Annotated in this window: 14 protein-coding genes; 11 read left to right on the top strand and 3 right to left on the bottom strand. The window is 70.1% G+C overall.

All coding sequences use genetic code 11. From position 1 onward, the window contains the following. The first annotated feature begins 18 nt into the window (after window positions 1-18). The 6 genes from selD (at window position 19) to ACSHXN_RS12945 (ending at window position 6,130) form a co-directional block, all read left to right on the top strand. The gene (gene selD, locus ACSHXN_RS12970; RefSeq protein WP_438303141.1) at window positions 19-1,062 is read left to right on the top strand and encodes a selenide, water dikinase SelD; all 1,044 of its coding nucleotides are present in this window, start codon (window positions 19-21) and stop codon (window positions 1,060-1,062) included. Between the two features lie 210 nt (window positions 1,063-1,272). Continuing rightward, the gene (locus ACSHXN_RS12965) at window positions 1,273-1,683 is read left to right on the top strand and encodes a GntR family transcriptional regulator (protein WP_355131860.1); all 411 of its coding nucleotides are present in this window, start codon (window positions 1,273-1,275) and stop codon (window positions 1,681-1,683) included. Further along, window positions 1,661-2,587, top strand: a complete 927-nt coding sequence (locus tag ACSHXN_RS12960; RefSeq protein ID WP_356113592.1) for an ABC transporter ATP-binding protein — start codon at window positions 1,661-1,663, stop codon at window positions 2,585-2,587. The genes ACSHXN_RS12965 and ACSHXN_RS12960 overlap by 23 nt, the downstream gene beginning before the upstream one ends. Further along, a complete protein-coding gene (locus ACSHXN_RS12955; protein ID WP_355131862.1) occupies window positions 2,584-3,510 on the top strand; it encodes a hypothetical protein in 927 nt (308 codons plus the stop codon). The genes ACSHXN_RS12960 and ACSHXN_RS12955 overlap by 4 nt, the downstream gene beginning before the upstream one ends. Window positions 3,511-4,649: 1,139 nt before the next feature. After that, entirely contained in the window at window positions 4,650-5,000 is a 351-nt protein-coding gene (locus ACSHXN_RS12950; protein ID WP_438303139.1) for a hypothetical protein, read from the top strand. Between the two features lie 8 nt (window positions 5,001-5,008). Then, window positions 5,009-6,130 (top strand): winged helix DNA-binding domain-containing protein, encoded by a 1,122-nt coding sequence (locus tag ACSHXN_RS12945; protein WP_355131865.1) that lies wholly within the window; start codon window positions 5,009-5,011, stop codon window positions 6,128-6,130. 257 nt (window positions 6,131-6,387) lie between these two features. Here the strand turns inward: ACSHXN_RS12945 and ACSHXN_RS12940 are convergent, their stop codons facing one another. Then, window positions 6,388-6,711: a BlaI/MecI/CopY family transcriptional regulator gene (locus ACSHXN_RS12940; RefSeq protein WP_359454288.1), complete on the bottom strand. Its 324-nt coding sequence runs from the start codon at window positions 6,709-6,711 to the stop codon at window positions 6,388-6,390. A 223-nt stretch (window positions 6,712-6,934) separates the two neighbouring features. Here ACSHXN_RS12940 and ACSHXN_RS12935 point away from each other — a divergent pair, with 223 nt between their 5' ends. The 5 genes from ACSHXN_RS12935 to ACSHXN_RS12915 all read left to right on the top strand — a co-directional run bounded on the left by ACSHXN_RS12935 (window position 6,935) and on the right by ACSHXN_RS12915 (window position 13,171). Continuing rightward, window positions 6,935-7,561 carry a phosphatase PAP2 family protein gene (locus ACSHXN_RS12935; RefSeq protein WP_355131867.1) on the top strand — a complete coding sequence of 209 codons (627 nt, stop codon included), beginning with the start codon at window positions 6,935-6,937 and terminating at the stop codon, window positions 7,559-7,561. A 509-nt stretch (window positions 7,562-8,070) separates the two neighbouring features. Then, a complete protein-coding gene (gene rlmN / locus ACSHXN_RS12930; protein WP_355131868.1) occupies window positions 8,071-9,177 on the top strand; it encodes a 23S rRNA (adenine(2503)-C(2))-methyltransferase RlmN in 1,107 nt (368 codons plus the stop codon). 264 nt (window positions 9,178-9,441) lie between these two features. Beyond that, window positions 9,442-10,479 (top strand): thiamine ABC transporter substrate-binding protein, encoded by a 1,038-nt coding sequence (locus ACSHXN_RS12925; protein ID WP_438306455.1) that lies wholly within the window; start codon window positions 9,442-9,444, stop codon window positions 10,477-10,479. After that, window positions 10,455-12,137: an ABC transporter permease gene (locus ACSHXN_RS12920; RefSeq protein WP_356294953.1), complete on the top strand. Its 1,683-nt coding sequence runs from the start codon at window positions 10,455-10,457 to the stop codon at window positions 12,135-12,137. Before ACSHXN_RS12925 ends, ACSHXN_RS12920 begins: the two co-directional genes overlap by 25 nt. 2 nt (window positions 12,138-12,139) lie before the next feature. Then, window positions 12,140-13,171 carry an ABC transporter ATP-binding protein gene (locus ACSHXN_RS12915; RefSeq protein WP_356294955.1) on the top strand — a complete coding sequence of 344 codons (1,032 nt, stop codon included), beginning with the start codon at window positions 12,140-12,142 and terminating at the stop codon, window positions 13,169-13,171. An 83-nt stretch (window positions 13,172-13,254) separates the two neighbouring features. Here ACSHXN_RS12915 and ACSHXN_RS12910 read toward each other — a convergent pair whose 3' ends face one another. Beyond that, window positions 13,255-13,935: an LAETG motif-containing sortase-dependent surface protein gene (locus ACSHXN_RS12910; protein WP_356113580.1), complete on the bottom strand. Its 681-nt coding sequence runs from the start codon at window positions 13,933-13,935 to the stop codon at window positions 13,255-13,257. Between the two features lie 225 nt (window positions 13,936-14,160). Then, window positions 14,161-14,568 (bottom strand): VOC family protein, encoded by a 408-nt coding sequence (locus ACSHXN_RS12905; RefSeq protein WP_355798611.1) that lies wholly within the window; start codon window positions 14,566-14,568, stop codon window positions 14,161-14,163. Window positions 14,569-14,654: the final 86 nt, after the last annotated feature.

The raw sequence follows: 14,654 nt of genomic DNA, 5'->3' as shown, positions 1-14,654 counted from the left end.
GAAAGGACCAGGACGGCCATGACGGGTAGCGAGACCGGCGTCCGGCAGGAGACCGTGCGCCTCACGCAGTACGCGCACGGTGGCGGCTGCGCCTGCAAGATCCCTCCGGGGGAGCTGGAGGAGATCGTGGCCGGGCTGACGCCCGCCGGAGGGGGCGTCGGACGGGCGGGCGATCTGCTCGTGGGCCTCGACACCGGCGACGACGCGGCCGTCGTCCGGATGCCGGGCGGCCCGGGTGCGCCCGCCGTCGTCACCACTGCGGACTTCTTCACCCCGGTGGTGGACGATCCGTACGACTGGGGCCGCATTGCCGCAGCCAACGCCCTCTCCGACGTCTACGCGATGGGCGGCACACCGCTCGTGGCGGTCAACCTGCTGTGCTGGCCGCGCGACCTGCTGCCGTTCGACCTGGCGCGCGAGGTGCTGCGGGGCGGGCTGGACGTCGCCACGGCGGCCGGGTGCGCTGTGGCGGGCGGTCACAGCGTCGACGACCCGGAACCCAAGTACGGCATGGCCGTGACCGGCACCGCCGACCCCGCGCGACTGCTGCGCAACGACGCCGGGCGGCCGGGAACGCCGTTGTCGCTGACCAAGCCGCTGGGACTGGGGGTGCTCAACAACCGGCACAAGACGACCGGCGAGGTCTTCCCGCAGGCGGTGGAGACGATGGCGGCGCTCAACCTCGACGCCTCGCGGGCCGCGCTGGCCGCGGGCGCGGTCTGCGCCACCGACGTCACCGGATTCGGCCTGCTGGGCCACCTGTACAAACTGGCGCGCGCCTCGGGGGTGACCGCCGTCGTCGACCCTGCCGCGGTGCCCTTCCTCGACGGCGCCTGGGACGCCGCCCGGGCCGGGCACATCAGCGGCGGCACCCGCCGCAACCTCGCATGGGTCGCCCCGCACACGGACTTCGGCCGCACCGACGAGCTGACCCGGCTCCTGCTCGCGGACGCCCAGACCTCCGGCGGCCTTCTGGTCGCCGGCGAGGTGCCGGGAGCCCCGGTGATCGGCGAACTCGTCACGGCAGGACCGCACCGGCTGGTCGTCGGCGGACGGGGGTGATCCTCGGGGGCGCACCGTGAGTCCGAGGGCTCCGTCTGAATCGTGGACGGACCTCATTGCCCCGACGGGCCTTCTCCCAGGCGGCTCCCGATGATCGACTCGGAGTGTCATGGACAGGCTTCCGGGGAGGGGGGCGCGGGCGGGGCTTGACGTGGGGACTCACTCCAATGCACTATTCCACTAGTTCATTGGTGGAATGGGGGTGCGTCGGTGGCGTTCTCCTTTCGGATCGACCGGCGGAGCGGGGTTCCCAGCTACGTGCAGATCGTCCAGCAGGTGCAACAGGCCCTGCGGCTGGGTCTGCTTCAGCCGGGTGACCGGCTGCCCACGGCGCGTGCGGTCGTCGAGGCAACCGCGCTCAATCCCAACACCGTGCTCAAGGCGTATCGCGAGCTGGAATCCCAGGGCCTGGTCGAGACCCGGCGCAGGCACGGGACGTTCGTGACCGGCACGCTCGGCGTATCCTCCGCCGACTCACCCTGGCGTGCCGAACTCGCCGACGTTGCCACCCGGGCCCGTGCAGCGGGGCTGGAACGCGACGACCTCGCCGCCCTCTTCACCGACGTGCTCGAAGACCTCTATCCATCGAAGGAACCCGATGTCGTATCCCCCCCGTCCTGACGCGGCGCTCGTCGCCGACGGCGTCAGCAAGAGATACCGGCGCAGGGGTCCGGACGTACTCGACAGCTGCACCTTCCACATACCCGCCGGGGTGGTCTGTGCCCTCGTCGGCCCCAACGGCGCGGGCAAGTCCACCTTGCTGGAGCTGGCGGCCGGCGTGCAGCGCACCGGCCGCGGATCCCTGGAGGTGTTCGGCGGCCCGGTGTGGGCCGGGCACCCCCGTGTCGCCTATCTCGCCCAGCACCGCCCGCTGTTCCACCGGTTCACCGTCGCCGAGACGCTGCGGCTGGGCGCGCGCCTGAACGTCGGCAACTGGGACGCGGAGCTGGCGACGCGGGTCGCGGATCCGGAACGGTTCCACAAGGACGACCGGATCGGCGAACTGTCCGGCGGCGAGCGTACCCGCATCGCGCTGGCCCTCGCTCTGGGCAAGCGCGCCGACCTGCTGCTGCTCGACGAGCCGATGGCGGATCTGGACGTGCTGGCCCGTCAGGAGCTGATGGGTCTGCTCATGGCCCATGTCGCCGACACCGGCACCACGGTGGTGATGTCCTCGCACATCATCTCCGAGCTGTCCGACGCCTGCGATCACCTGCTGCTGCTCGACGGGGGCGCCACCCGGCTGTGCGGCGGCATCGAGGAACTGGTCGCCGCCCACGCCGTGGTCACCCTGCCCGGCGGCGCCGACCGGCTGGCCGGGCACACGGTCGTCGAAGCCCGCCAGGCCGGCCGCGGCACCAGCGCGCTGATCCGCCCCGCCGGAGTTCCGGGAGACGACTGGGAGGTCAGGCAGCCCTCCCTGGAGGAACTGGTCCTGGCCCACCTCGCCGCGCCCGAGGCCCCCGGACTGGTCCTCTCCCCGACCCCGCCGTCCCGCCTGCACACCAAGGAAACCGCCGCATGAGCGCCACCGCCTCCATCGCCTCCGGAACGTCCGTGTCGAAGTCGCCCCGGCCCGGGGGCCGTCTGCCGCTGGTGCGGATCGCCGTGCGGCAGTACTGGATCCCCCTGCTGATCCTGCTGCTGGTGACCGGGCGCGCCGCGGCCGTGCTCATCTACCACTACGACGGCTGGGCGGACGCCGTGGCGCTGCGCGACCACGTCGGCAGCCGCGCCTACCACTTCGGGCGCTACGTCGACGACGCCCACAACAAGACGGCGAAACTGCTGAACGACGGCACCAGCGTCGCCTTCCAGCCCGCGTTGCTCGCAGCGCTGCTGACCGGTGTGCTCACCGCCCGCGAGTGGGAGAGCCGGCGTGTGGTCCTCGCCCTGACCCAGTCGATCGCCCCCCGACGCTGGTTCACCGCCCGCTGGTCGACGTTGGCGGTGGTCAGCGCGGCGATGACCGTGCCCGCGGTGGTGGCGTACCGGATCAGCGCCGTGCACGCCCTCCGTCTCGACCTGCTCACCTACGGCGCCGACCGGCAGAACGCGTACTACACCATCGGTCCCGTCACCGTCGCCTACGTCGTGCTCGGCGTCGCGGCCGGCGCCCTGGCCGGCACCCTGCTGCGCCGCACCTGGCTCGCCCTGGTCGCGGGGCCCGCGCTCGCCTGGCTGGCGGCCGCGGTGCTGGTCCGCTCCCGGGCGGTGCTGCTGCTCGACTTCCCGCTGTTCTCCAAGGTCCACGGCCTGCACCCCGGCGGCCTGCTCGGCCTGCAGTTCTACGATGCTCTGCCGGAGGACTCCTACCTGATCAACTCCCTCGATCCGGGCGACTACTGGGGCTACCAGATCGCCTCCAGCGTGCTCGTCCTGGCACTCGCCGCCCTGTTCGGCCAGGCGGCTCTGCGGGCCGTACGCCACCGAACGGCGCAGCGCTGACGTGTACCGCCGTCCCGGTCGGCGCAGCAAGCGACCGGGACGGCGCGACCCCCGCACCCGCCGGTGCACCCCGGTCGAGGACCACCGCGCCCTCCTCGGGGTGTACATCACCGTCTCCGCCCGGTCGACGGCAACACCCGGAGCGGGCTCGGACCCGAACTCCCGAAGCGGTGTCAGCGGCAACCTCCTCGAGATGGACGATGTGGCTGGTCGAAGGACGGAGCGGCTGCGACCAGCAGCCTGCCCGTAACCGTGGTGGCTGTGGTGGGGTTGATGCCGCATTCGTCTGCAACCGTCGTAGCCCAGCAATCCCCCCCCAGGTCGCTGCCCAGTCGCCGGCCAGGTCACCGGTGGGGTCGAGATCCTCGGGCCTGCCCGTGATGCCATAGGCGTCGAGGAGCCGCCGCTCGACGCCGAACGGTTCGCCCAGGGCAAGCGCCGGGTACTCGCTGATCCAACGCCGGAGGATCCGCCCACCTTCGGCGATCAGCCACGCTTCCCCGTCGTTCTGCTCACTGTGGAAGAAGAGTTGGGCTTTGCCGAAGTGGGCGCTCAGCTCTCGACACAGGTCGGTGATGTGCTCCGTCTGCTGTGGAGAGGGCAGGCCGAAGTACGGTCCGACGGCCAGAGTCCACCCCTGCAGGGGTGGAGTAACGACGACGGTGGAGAACGGCTCCTCCTCGTCGTGCGCCACCTCGTCGATGAGTTCCACACCATCGACCCAGGTGGTCTCCCGTACATCCGTCAAGCCGAGGACCTTCACCACTTCCGCCTGATCGGTGGACTCAACCGCGAGCCACGAGAGCCAACAAGCGCGTATGAGCGGTGCGGAATCAGTAATCCCCATGGCCTGCATCGTAGAGACGAGGAGAAGTCGCGCTCATGGCCGGCAGCGGGCGAGCCACTGCGCGGACGTGCCAGACGCGTGCCAGATCTCGAAGAGAACCACGGGAAACAGCGGAGAGCGAGTCGGCAACCCTGCGGGACCGGGTCCAGATCCACCACAGCTCAGAAGGAGTTCCGCCGCCGGAAGACCCGAGCTTCCCAGGCTCGGGGAGGGGCGCGATCCAGGGTATGGGGGAGCCGGCCATCTCGGCTGCGCATCCCCCGGCCGTACCGCAATCCGGCAGAATGCGAGTGTGTCCCTCGACGCCGTCGATGCCGTGAACTGGTCCGCGATACCGAACCCGACGGCCCACCCGTCCGATGATCCGGAGCGCGTAGCCGACGCGTTGCGGCGGCTGGCGGTTTCCACCACTGCCAACGAGACAGGTGACGCGGCATCCCTCCTCGCCGGTGGCGGCTTCGTCTGCAGCCATGCCGGCATGGTGTTCCCGGCCGCCTACGCGGCCACCCCTGTCCTGCTCGATCTTGTCGAGCACGGCCGACGGTCGCGCATCAAAGCCGCAGCTCTCGGGCTCCTCTTCGACGCACTGTGCTCCCTGCCGCACACGCCGGGGAATTCGCGAATCCGTGATCGCCGATACTGAGAGGTCAGATGGCCACCACTTCGTCCCAGCCCGCCGACGTACTCGAGCGGCGGGCTCTCAACCGTGCCTTCCTGGCACGCCAGTTGCTGCTGACACGACGAACGATGCCGGCGGAGAAGGCGCTCGAGCACCTCGTGGGTCTACAGGCACAGGCACCCATTCCGCCGTACTACGGCCTGTGGACCCGGCTGGAGGAATTCCGCCCCGCGGAACTGGCCGGCCTGCTCACCGAACGGCGGGCCGTGCGCATCGCACTGATGCGGGGCACCGTCCATCTGGTCACCTCCGCCGACTGCCGCAGGCTTCGACCCTGTCTGCAGCCGTTCATGGAACGAAGCCTGATCACCACCTTCGGCAAGGACCTGAACGGGCTGGATCCGGCCGAGGTCGCGGCGGCCGGCCGGGAGCTCCTGGAACAGTCTCCTCTGACCGTCGGCGACCTGAGCGCCTCCTTGCAGAGGACCTGGCCCGACCACCCCGCCTCCGCGCTCGGTAACGTCGTACGCAGTCTGCTGCCGGTCATCCAGATCCCGCCCCGCGGAGTCTGGGGGCAGAGCGGACAGACGACGTACGCCACGGCGGAGGACTGGCTCGGCGCCCCGCTGGACCCGGAGCCCGACGTCGACGCCTTGGTCCTGCGCTATCTGGCGGCGTTCGGCCCTGCCACCGTCAAGGACATCCAGGCGTGGTCGGGGCTCACCCGGCTGCGCGCAGTGACCGAGCGCCTGCGCCCGCAGTTGGTCTCCTTCCGTGATGAGGACGGCCGAGAGCTGTGGGATCTGCCCGGCGCACCGCGTCCGGACCCCGACACGCTCGCGCCGGTGCGCTACCTTGCCCCGTACGACAACGCGATCCTCTCCCACGCGGACCGCACCCGGATCATCAGCGACGAGCACCGCAAGGCCATCGCGACGAAGAATGCCGTGATTCCCGGGACGATTCTGGTCGACGGGTTCGTCGCCGGAGCGTGGCGGATCGACGGTGCGCGCGGGGCGACGACTCTCGACGTCCAGCTCTTCCACCCGGTGAGCAAGCGTCGGCGCGCCGAACTCGCGGAGGAAGGGGAACGTCTCCTGCTCTTCGCGTCGGACGGCGCGGCAGGACGTGAACTGCGCATAGCCGACGCCTGACCGCGATGTGCCAGACGGAGGTCGTGCAGCCGATCAAGGAGATCATCACCCTGTGTGCGCCCTTGGCGCCACACCTGCTGATGGAGGCGTGCCCCTCCCGTGCCCTTGGTCGAGGAGTCGTTCTGTGCGGCCAGTAGCTCCGCTCGCTGGAACTGTCACCCGCGCACCGCGGGCACCTCGGTTGCGTCCGGTGAGGTGGTGGCTATGGGATCGCGTGTCGTGGTGCGGTCACTGGTGCGGCCGGCGTCGCGACCTCGTCACGGTGATGGGTGAACCCTGCATGCCCCGATGAGCTGATGCCATCCGGCCAAGGCCGCGGCCGATCCGATGCCCGGCCCGGATGTCGTCTGTCCGGTTGCTCCCCGCCCAGATGCCCGGCCCTGCTTGCTGCGGATCAGCAGTCCCCTGGCGAACATGCGGGACAGCACTGTAACCACCGTGCTGTACGACAGGCTGTCGCCGATGCGCTGAAGGACCTCACCGGGGGTCAGCGCTTGCTGCGTGGACTGAAGCAGGGTGAGCATCTCCGACTCCAGTGCGCCGACCGCTCGGCGGTCGCCTGGAGGCCGTCCTCTGTTCATCAGTTGGCTACCTCCCCAGCTGTCGTCTACAGTCACGTAGACGTTCTACATCACGTAGAAGTTCATCGCCAAGCCTGTTCGAACCCGCGCACAGCACGCCCGGCGGCGGCCACCGGAGGGCGCGCCATCAACATCCGAGCTTCTACACGCACGTAGATCTTCGCGAGCGGGGTGTTGCACGGGCCCGGCCTATTGGACCTGAGCAATTGGGAGATTCCACCCGATGATGCCCCTCGCATTCGACGGCTCCGGCGTCGACGGTTCGCTGTTCACCACCGTCACCGGCCTCGCCCGCCACACGAAGTGGCTCAATGCGCCGCTCGACCTGTGGACCAACGCAGGCCTGGGAGTCTTCGCGGTCCTCATGGTGGTGGGCTGGTGGAACGCCCGCCGTCGCGACACCCACGCCATGACCCTTGCCCTGGCCGCACCCGTTGCCGTCGTAGCCGCCTTCGTCGTCGCCGAAGCCGCGAAGAAAATGGTGGCGGAGGTGCGGCCCTGCTACTCGATGCCCCACGACTACTTCGTCGACGCCTGCCCGGCTCGCACCGACTATGCCTTCCCCAGCGGCCACAGCACCACCGCCTTCGCCACCGTCGCCGCCCTATGGCTGGTCGACCGCCGTCTGTCCGCCGTCGCTGCCGTCTTCGCCCTCTTCGAAGGCTTCACCCGCGTCTACCTCGGTGACCACTACCCCCATGACGTGCTCGGTGCGGCCGTGCTCGCGCTGCCTGTCGCCTACCTCGTCGGCCGCATCCTCGGACGCGTCGCTGTTCCCCTCGTCAGCCGTCTGCGCGCTGGAGTCCTGAACCCTGTATTCACCGCGGCTCGCGCCCGCGCCGCCCACTGAGCTGCCGGCGACAGGGCTCCAGGCGCCCGGCGGCAGCGCTCCACACGCCCAGATCGCTGAGCCACTGGCGTGCCGCCTTCGTCGGCCGGCATCGGGCACGATCTCACTTCTGGTCTCATTCACCCACGTACTGCCCCGTCTGCATGGGTACCAGGGCGAGTCGAGTTCCAAGGCGACGGCCGTACACGGACGCGGGTGAACCACCGAGCGGGGTAGCTGCCGAGCCCGGTACAGCAAAGGAGTACGGCAACCCCAGCAACCGCCTGCACCCAGCAACGTCTCCCAGAGCTCTCGGAGCGACCGCTATGGCCGCTGTTGACCGATCCACAGAGAGCTACGGATCAGAAGGTCGCGCGATCTCGATCACGTCCTCGACGAGCGAGCAGTCTCCTGGGCCGTGCCTGGGTCGTGCGAGGTCGACCAAAGCTGACAGACGGCACCCGTGGGTGATCGCCCCCACCCCGCTCCGGCCTGGGCCGGTGGAGTTGATCTGCGACACTGGAAGGGTTATGCCGAAGCCCGGAGAACTCACTTTCGCCGCGCCGCGCGGAGCCAAGACGCCGCCGCGGCACCTTGCCGACCTCACGCCCGCCGAGCGCAAGGAGGCGGTCGCCGCGATCGGTGAGAAGCCGTTCCGCGCCAAACAGCTCTCGCAGCACTACTTCGGCCGGTACACGCACGACCCCGACCACTGGACGGACATCCCCGCCTCCTCCCGGTCAGGGTTGCAGGAGGCGCTGCTTCCCGAGCTGATGACCGTCGTACGGCATCTGTCGACCGACGACGACACGACCCGCAAGACGCTGTGGCGGCTGTTCGACGGGACCCTCGTCGAGTCCGTGCTCATGCGCTATCCCGACCGCGTCACCATGTGCATCAGCTCCCAGGCGGGCTGCGGCATGAACTGCCCGTTCTGCGCGACGGGCCAGGCAGGGCTGGACCGCAACCTGTCCACCGCGGAGATCGTGCACCAGATCGTGGACGGCATGCGGGCGCTGCGCGACGGGGAGATCCCCGGCGGGCCGACGAGGCTGTCCAACATCGTCTTCATGGGCATGGGCGAGCCCCTCGCCAACTACAAGCGCGTCGTCGGCGCCATCCGCGCGCTCACCGACCCCGCCCCGGACGGGCTCGGGCTCTCGCAGCGCGGTATCACCGTGTCGACCGTCGGACTGGTGCCGGCGATCCACCGCTTCGCCGACGAGGGCTTCAAGTGCCGGCTCGCCATCTCCCTGCACGCGCCGGACGACGAACTGCGCGACACCCTCGTGCCCGTCAACACCCGGTGGAAGGTGCGCGAGGTCCTCGACGCCGGCTTCGACTACGTCGAGAAGTCCGGTCGCCGGCTGTCCATCGAGTACGCCCTGATCCGGGACATCAACGACCAGGCATGGCGGGGCGACCGCCTCGGCCGGCTGCTCAAGGGCAAGCCCGTCCATGTGAACCTGATCCCGCTGAACCCGACACCCGGCTCCAAGTGGACCGCGTCACGTCCGGAGGACGAGAAGGCCTTCGTCGAGGCGATCGCCGCGCACGGAGTGCCCGTGACCGTCCGGGACACCCGCGGCCAGGAGATCGACGGAGCCTGCGGGCAGCTGGCGGCCGGCGAGCGTTAGGGCGGTAGTCTGGCCCCGGTCAGTACATCTTCATATTCCGACAGGGGAGCGCCACAGCGCTGAGAGTGCGGGAGAGCCCGCAGACCCTCTGAACCTCGCCCAGGTCATTCTGGGTAGGAAGTTCGGTCTTCACTCGAGCTGTTGCGCCCTGCCCGGATCCGAAAGGTCCCGGGCAGGGCCGCGTCTCTTCCTGGACACCCCCAGGAGGAAAATTCAGTGAGCATCACCGGTAAGCGGTTCGCGGCCGCGGTCGTCGGGCTGGGCATGGTCACGCTGTCCGCGTGCGGGTCGTCCGGCTCCGACAGCGGGAGCGGCGGCGACTCCAGGACCGTGACCCTCGTCAGCCACGACTCGTGGGCCGCCTCCAAGAGCGTCATTGCGGCCTTCGAACGGGAGTCCGGATACAAGGTCAAGGTCCTCAAGGACGGCGACGCCGGGCAGGCCGTCAACAAGGCGATCCTCACCAAGGACAATCCGCAGGGCGACGTCTTCTTCGGCGTCGACAACACCCTGCTGTCGCGGGCGCTCGACAACGGGCTGTTCCAGCCGTACGAGGCCAAGGGGCTCGACCAGGTGGGAGCCGGGTTCCGGCTCGACAAGGACAAGCACCGGGTGACCCCGATCGACTACGGCGACATCTGTGTCAACTACGACAAGAAGTACTTCGCCGACCACAAGCTGGCCCCGCCGGCCTCCTTCGACGACCTGACGAAGCCCGCGTACAAGAACCTCCTCGTCACCGAGAACGCCTCCACGTCCTCGCCCGGCCTCGGCTTCCTGCTGGGCACCGCCGCCGAGTACGGCGCCACCGGCTGGCCGGACTACTGGAAGAAGCTCGAGGCCAACGGCGTCAAGGTGGTCGACGGCTGGGAGCAGGCGTACGACCAGGAGTTCTCCGGTTCGGCAGGTGGCAGGAAGGCGGGCGGCGACCGGCCGCTCGTCGTGTCGTACGCGTCCTCGCCGCCCGCCGAGGTCGTCTACGCCCAGCCGCGGCCCAAGACCGCGCCGACCGGCGTCGCGACCGGCACCTGCTTCCGCCAGATCGAGTTCGCGGGCGTGCTGAGCAACGCCCGCAACACCAAGGGCGCCAAGGCGTTCGTCGACTTTCTGATCGGCAGGACGTTCCAGGAGGACATGCCGCTCAACATGTTCGTGTACCCGGTGGTCCAGGGCGCGAAGGTGCCGGCCGAGTTCACCGAGTACGGTCCTGCGGCCCAGGACCCCGAGACCATGGCCCCGGACCGGATCGCCGCCAACCGTGACCAGTGGGTCAAGTCGTGGACGTCGCTCGTACTGAAGTGAGCGAGGCCGCCGAGACGGCCCCGGGAGCCCGCGGGAGCGCGGCGCGGCTCGGGCTCATGGCCCTGCCCGTCGCGTTCTTCGCGGTCTTCTTCGCCTACCCCGTCGCCGCGATCGTCGCGCGCGGCCTGCATGTCGAAGGGGCCTGGCGGTTCGGGCGTCTCGCCGATGTGCTCGCCCAGCCCGACATCCGGCATGTGCTGTGGTTCACGACCTGGCAGGCGCTCGCCTCCACCGCCCTCACACTGCTGGTCGCGCTCCCCGGCGCCTATGTCTTCGCGCGCCTGGACTTCCCCGGCAAGGACGTGCTGCGGGCCGTCGTCACGGTTCCGTTCGTGCTGCCGACCGTCGTCGTCGGCACCGCCTTCCTGGCGCTCGTCGGGCGCGGCGGGCTCCTCGACGACCTGTGGGGTCTACGGCTCGACACGACCGTATGGGCCATCCTGCTGGCCCATGTCTTCTTCAACTACGCGGTCGTCGTACGCACGGTGGGCGGTCTGTGGGCGCAGCTCGATCCGCGCCAGGAGGAGGCGGCCCGAATGCTCGGCGCCTCCCGGCTCGCGGCCTTGCGGAGGGTGACGCTGCCCGCGCTGGGCCCGGCCGTGGCGGCCGCCGCCCTGATGGTGTTCCTGTTCACCTTCACCTCGTTCGGCGTGGTGCAGATCCTCGGCGGCCCCACCTTCTCCACGCTGGAGGTGGAGATCTACCGGCAGACCTCGGAGATCTTCGACCTGTCCACGGCCGCGGTGCTCACGCTGCTCCAGTTCGCGGCGGTGGGAGCGATCCTCGTCCTGCACGCCCGGACCGTGCGCCGCCGGGAGAGCGCGCTGCGGCTGGTCGACGCCTCCCTCACGGCGCGCAGGCCGCGCGGGGCGGCGCAGTGGACGCTGCTCGGCGCGGTTCTCGCCACGGTGGCCGTCCTGCTCGTGCTGCCGCTCGCCGTCCTGGTGCAACGGTCCCTCGACGCGCCCCGGTTCGCGTACTACAGGGCGCTGGCACGCGACGACGGCGGCACCTTCCTGGTCCCGCCGATCGACGCCGTCGGCAACTCGCTCCGATACGCCGCCGTGGCCACGGCGATCGCCGTGCTGATCGGCTCGCTCGCCGCCGCGGCCCTGGCCCGTCGGGACGCGGGCCGTCTCGTGCGGGCGTTCGACGCGCTGCTCATGCTGCCGCTGGGCGTGTCCGCCGTGACCGTGGGCTTCGGTTTCCTGATCACGCTCGACAAGCCGCCGCTGGATCTGCGCGGTTCCTGGATCCTGGTGCCGCTCGCACAGGCGCTGGTGGGCGCCCCCTTCGTCGTACGCACGATGCTGCCCGTCCTGCGGGCGGTGGACGATCGGCTGCGGGAGGCCGCCGCCGTGCTCGGGGCGTCGCCGTGGCGGGTGTGGCGGGAGATCGACCTGCCGATCGTGCGGCGGGCGCTGCTGGTCGCGGCCGGGTTCGCGTTCGCCGTGTCCTTGGGCGAGTTCGGGGCGACGGTGTTCATCGCGCGGCCCGACAACCCGACGCTCCCCGTCGCCGTGGCCCGGCTGCTGGGACGGCCCGGTGATCTCAACTACGGCCAGGCCATGGCCCTTTCGACGATTCTGATGGTGGTGTGCGCGGTGGCGCTGCTGGTCCTGGAGAGGCTGCGGACGGATCGGACGGGGGAGTTCTGACGATGCTCAGGCTTGAGGAGGCGACCGTGCGATTCGCGGGGCGCGCCGCACTCGACCGGGTCGGCCTCGAGGTCGCCGAGCGCGAGATCGTCTGCGTTCTCGGACCGAGCGGCGGCGGCAAGTCGACACTGCTGCGGACCGTGGCCGGGCTGCAACCCCTGGACACCGGGCGGGTGTTCCTCGAGGGCCGTGATCTGGACGGAACGCCGGTGCACCGGCGTGGAGTCGGCCTGATGTTCCAGGACCATCAGCTCTTCCCCCAGCGGGACGTGGGCGGGAACGTCGCCTTCGGACTTCGTATGCACGGCGCCCCGCGCGGCGAGCAGGAGGCCAGGGTGGCGGAGTTGCTCGACCTCGTCGGGCTGCCCGGGGCCGCGCGCAGGGCCGTCGCCTCGCTCTCCGGAGGGGAGCAGCAGCGGGTCGCGCTCGCCCGGGCCCTCGCGCCCCGGCCCCGGCTGCTGATGCTGGACGAACCGCTGGGACAGCTCGACCGGTCGCTGCGCGAACGCCTCGTGGTGGAACTGCGGGAGCTCTTCGGGCGCTTGGGCACGACGGTGCTCGCCGTCACCCATGACCAGGGCGAGGCGTTCGCACTCGCCGACCGGGTCGTCGTGATGCGCGACGGGCGGATCGCCCAGTCCGGCAGTCCGCTCGAGGTGTGGCAGCGGCCCGCGGACGAGTTCGTCGCGCGCTTCCTCGGGTTCGACAACGTGGTGGCGGCGACCGTCACCGGCCGGGCCGCGGACACGCCGTGGGGCAAGCTGCCCGTCCCGGAGGGCTCACCGCAGGGGCCGGGCACGCTGCTCGTCCGGCCCGCCGGGGTACGGCTCGTCGACGCCCCCGACGGACTGCGCTGCACCGTGGCCGCGCGCACCTTCCGCGGAACCCATGTCGCGGTGCGCCTCCGGCCCGAGCGGGCCCCGGAGTTGGAGGCGGCATGCCCGCTGCGCATCGCACCGGAGCCCGGGGACGAGGTCGGTGTCGTCTTCGACGCGGCCGAAGTCGTCGTCCTCGGGGGGCCTTGCGGCGACTAGCGGGGGACCGCACGTCCGGGCACGTACAAAGGCCCGCCCCCGGCAGGGGACGGGCCTTTGTGCGTACATGCCTCGTGGAGGCGTCAGCCGACCTTCGACGCGCTGCGACGGCGCATGCCGAAGAACACCGCGCCACCGCCGATGACGACCAGACCACCGGCGATACCGGCGATCATGGGCGTGCTGGAGCTGGCACCGGTCTCAGCCAGGTTCGAGGTACCGGCCGCGGGCGAGGGAGAGTTGTCCCCGGCCGGAACCGGAGCCGCGCTGTCCGACGCCGACGCCGAAGGGGCGGCGGAATCGGACGGAGAGGCGGGCGCCGACGGGGTCGGGGTGTCGGACGCCGGCGGCGTCGTCTCGGCCGTCTGGCACGCCTTGCCCGGCGTGGTCAGGATCGGCTTGATGTCCTCGTCGACGAGGCCGTTGACCTTCACGTGCACGCGGTACTGGGAGTCGGCCGCCCAGTCCTCGGAGAACGTGATGGTCGCGCCCTCCTTGGAGCCGTTGACGGTCTTCTCACCGATCTGCTTGGCGTCCGCGCCGTTCGACTCCAGGTAGACCGTGATGGTCGCGGTCTTGCCCGAGGAGTCGATGTCCTTGACGGTGATGAGGCCCTTCCCGTTGTCGTCGCAGGACGCGACGGCCGAGAAGTCACGGATGTTGCAGGCGAGCGCGTTGCCGGCGGCGCCGAGAGCGAGCGCGGCGGTGGCGGAAGCGACGCCGAGGATGCGCACCGTTCGAGCGGTGCGGGAGGATATGGACACGATTGCCCTTCGCGGGATGCGCAACTGCGGGGGGTTCGAGGGGCTGTTGCTGCAACAACAGCAATCCCAAGAGACTCACAGGTCTATAAGGGGCGGGTAAGTGCTGTCAACGCCGATGTCCGGCATGACCGTCGCCTTTACACTCTCGTTAACCAATCCGGCGTTTGAACCCCGCCGACACGCCCTCAAGCCCCGCGCAGTCGCGCCCCGTTCGGCGACGCCCGCTCAGCCCTGCACGGCCGCCGGGTCCATCCACATGACCTCCCAGGTGTGGCCGTCCAGGTCGTCGAACGCGCGGCCGTACATAGAGCCGTGGTCGACCGCCTCACGGGTGCCGGAGCCGCCCGCCGCGAGCGCCCGGTCGACCAGCTCGTCGACCTTCGCCCGGCTTTCGGCGCTCAGACAGAGCAGCACCTCGCTGGTCTTCGTGGCGTCCGCGATCTCCTTCTGCGTGAAGTCGGCGTAGCGCTGCTTGCTCAGCAGCATCGCGATGACGGTGTCGCTGATGACGACGCAGGCGCAGTCGTCCGTCGTGAACTGCGGATTGATCGTGTAGCCCAGCTCAGTGAAGAACTTCTTCGACGCCTCGACGTCGGCGACGGGCAGGTTCACGAAGATCATTTGCTGGTACATGAGCGCTCTCTCCCAGTGGTGTGCGGGTCCTACGCGGTGATGGACCGCGAACCGGCGTGAAACTCATCGCCGCCGGCCCGGCTGAT

It is taken from the genome of Streptomyces sp. HUAS TT11 (assembly GCF_051553595.1).
Taxonomy (GTDB): Bacteria; Actinomycetota; Actinomycetes; order Streptomycetales; family Streptomycetaceae; genus Streptomyces.
Note: the sequence above shows the minus strand (reverse complement) of the source record. Positions and strands in the feature narration are given on the sequence as shown.

What these genes read in the sequence shown, in the direction of transcription:
- selD (WP_438303141.1), top strand. Translation starts at nt 19, where the DNA reads ATGACGGGTAGCGAGACCGGCGTCCGGCAGGAGACCGTGCGCCTCACG.
- ACSHXN_RS12960 (WP_356113592.1), top strand. Translation starts at nt 1,661, where the DNA reads ATGTCGTATCCCCCCCGTCCTGACGCGGCGCTCGTCGCCGACGGCGTC.
- ACSHXN_RS12955 (WP_355131862.1), top strand. Translation starts at nt 2,584, where the DNA reads ATGAGCGCCACCGCCTCCATCGCCTCCGGAACGTCCGTGTCGAAGTCG.
- ACSHXN_RS12945 (WP_355131865.1), top strand. Translation starts at nt 5,009, where the DNA reads ATGGCCACCACTTCGTCCCAGCCCGCCGACGTACTCGAGCGGCGGGCT.
- ACSHXN_RS12940 (WP_359454288.1), bottom strand. Translation starts at nt 6,711, where the DNA reads ATGAACAGAGGACGGCCTCCAGGCGACCGCCGAGCGGTCGGCGCACTG.
- ACSHXN_RS12935 (WP_355131867.1), top strand. Translation starts at nt 6,935, where the DNA reads ATGATGCCCCTCGCATTCGACGGCTCCGGCGTCGACGGTTCGCTGTTC.
- rlmN (WP_355131868.1), top strand. Translation starts at nt 8,071, where the DNA reads ATGCCGAAGCCCGGAGAACTCACTTTCGCCGCGCCGCGCGGAGCCAAG.
- ACSHXN_RS12925 (WP_438306455.1), top strand. Translation starts at nt 9,442, where the DNA reads ATGGTCACGCTGTCCGCGTGCGGGTCGTCCGGCTCCGACAGCGGGAGC.
- ACSHXN_RS12915 (WP_356294955.1), top strand. Translation starts at nt 12,140, where the DNA reads ATGCTCAGGCTTGAGGAGGCGACCGTGCGATTCGCGGGGCGCGCCGCA.
- ACSHXN_RS12905 (WP_355798611.1), bottom strand. Translation starts at nt 14,568, where the DNA reads ATGTACCAGCAAATGATCTTCGTGAACCTGCCCGTCGCCGACGTCGAG.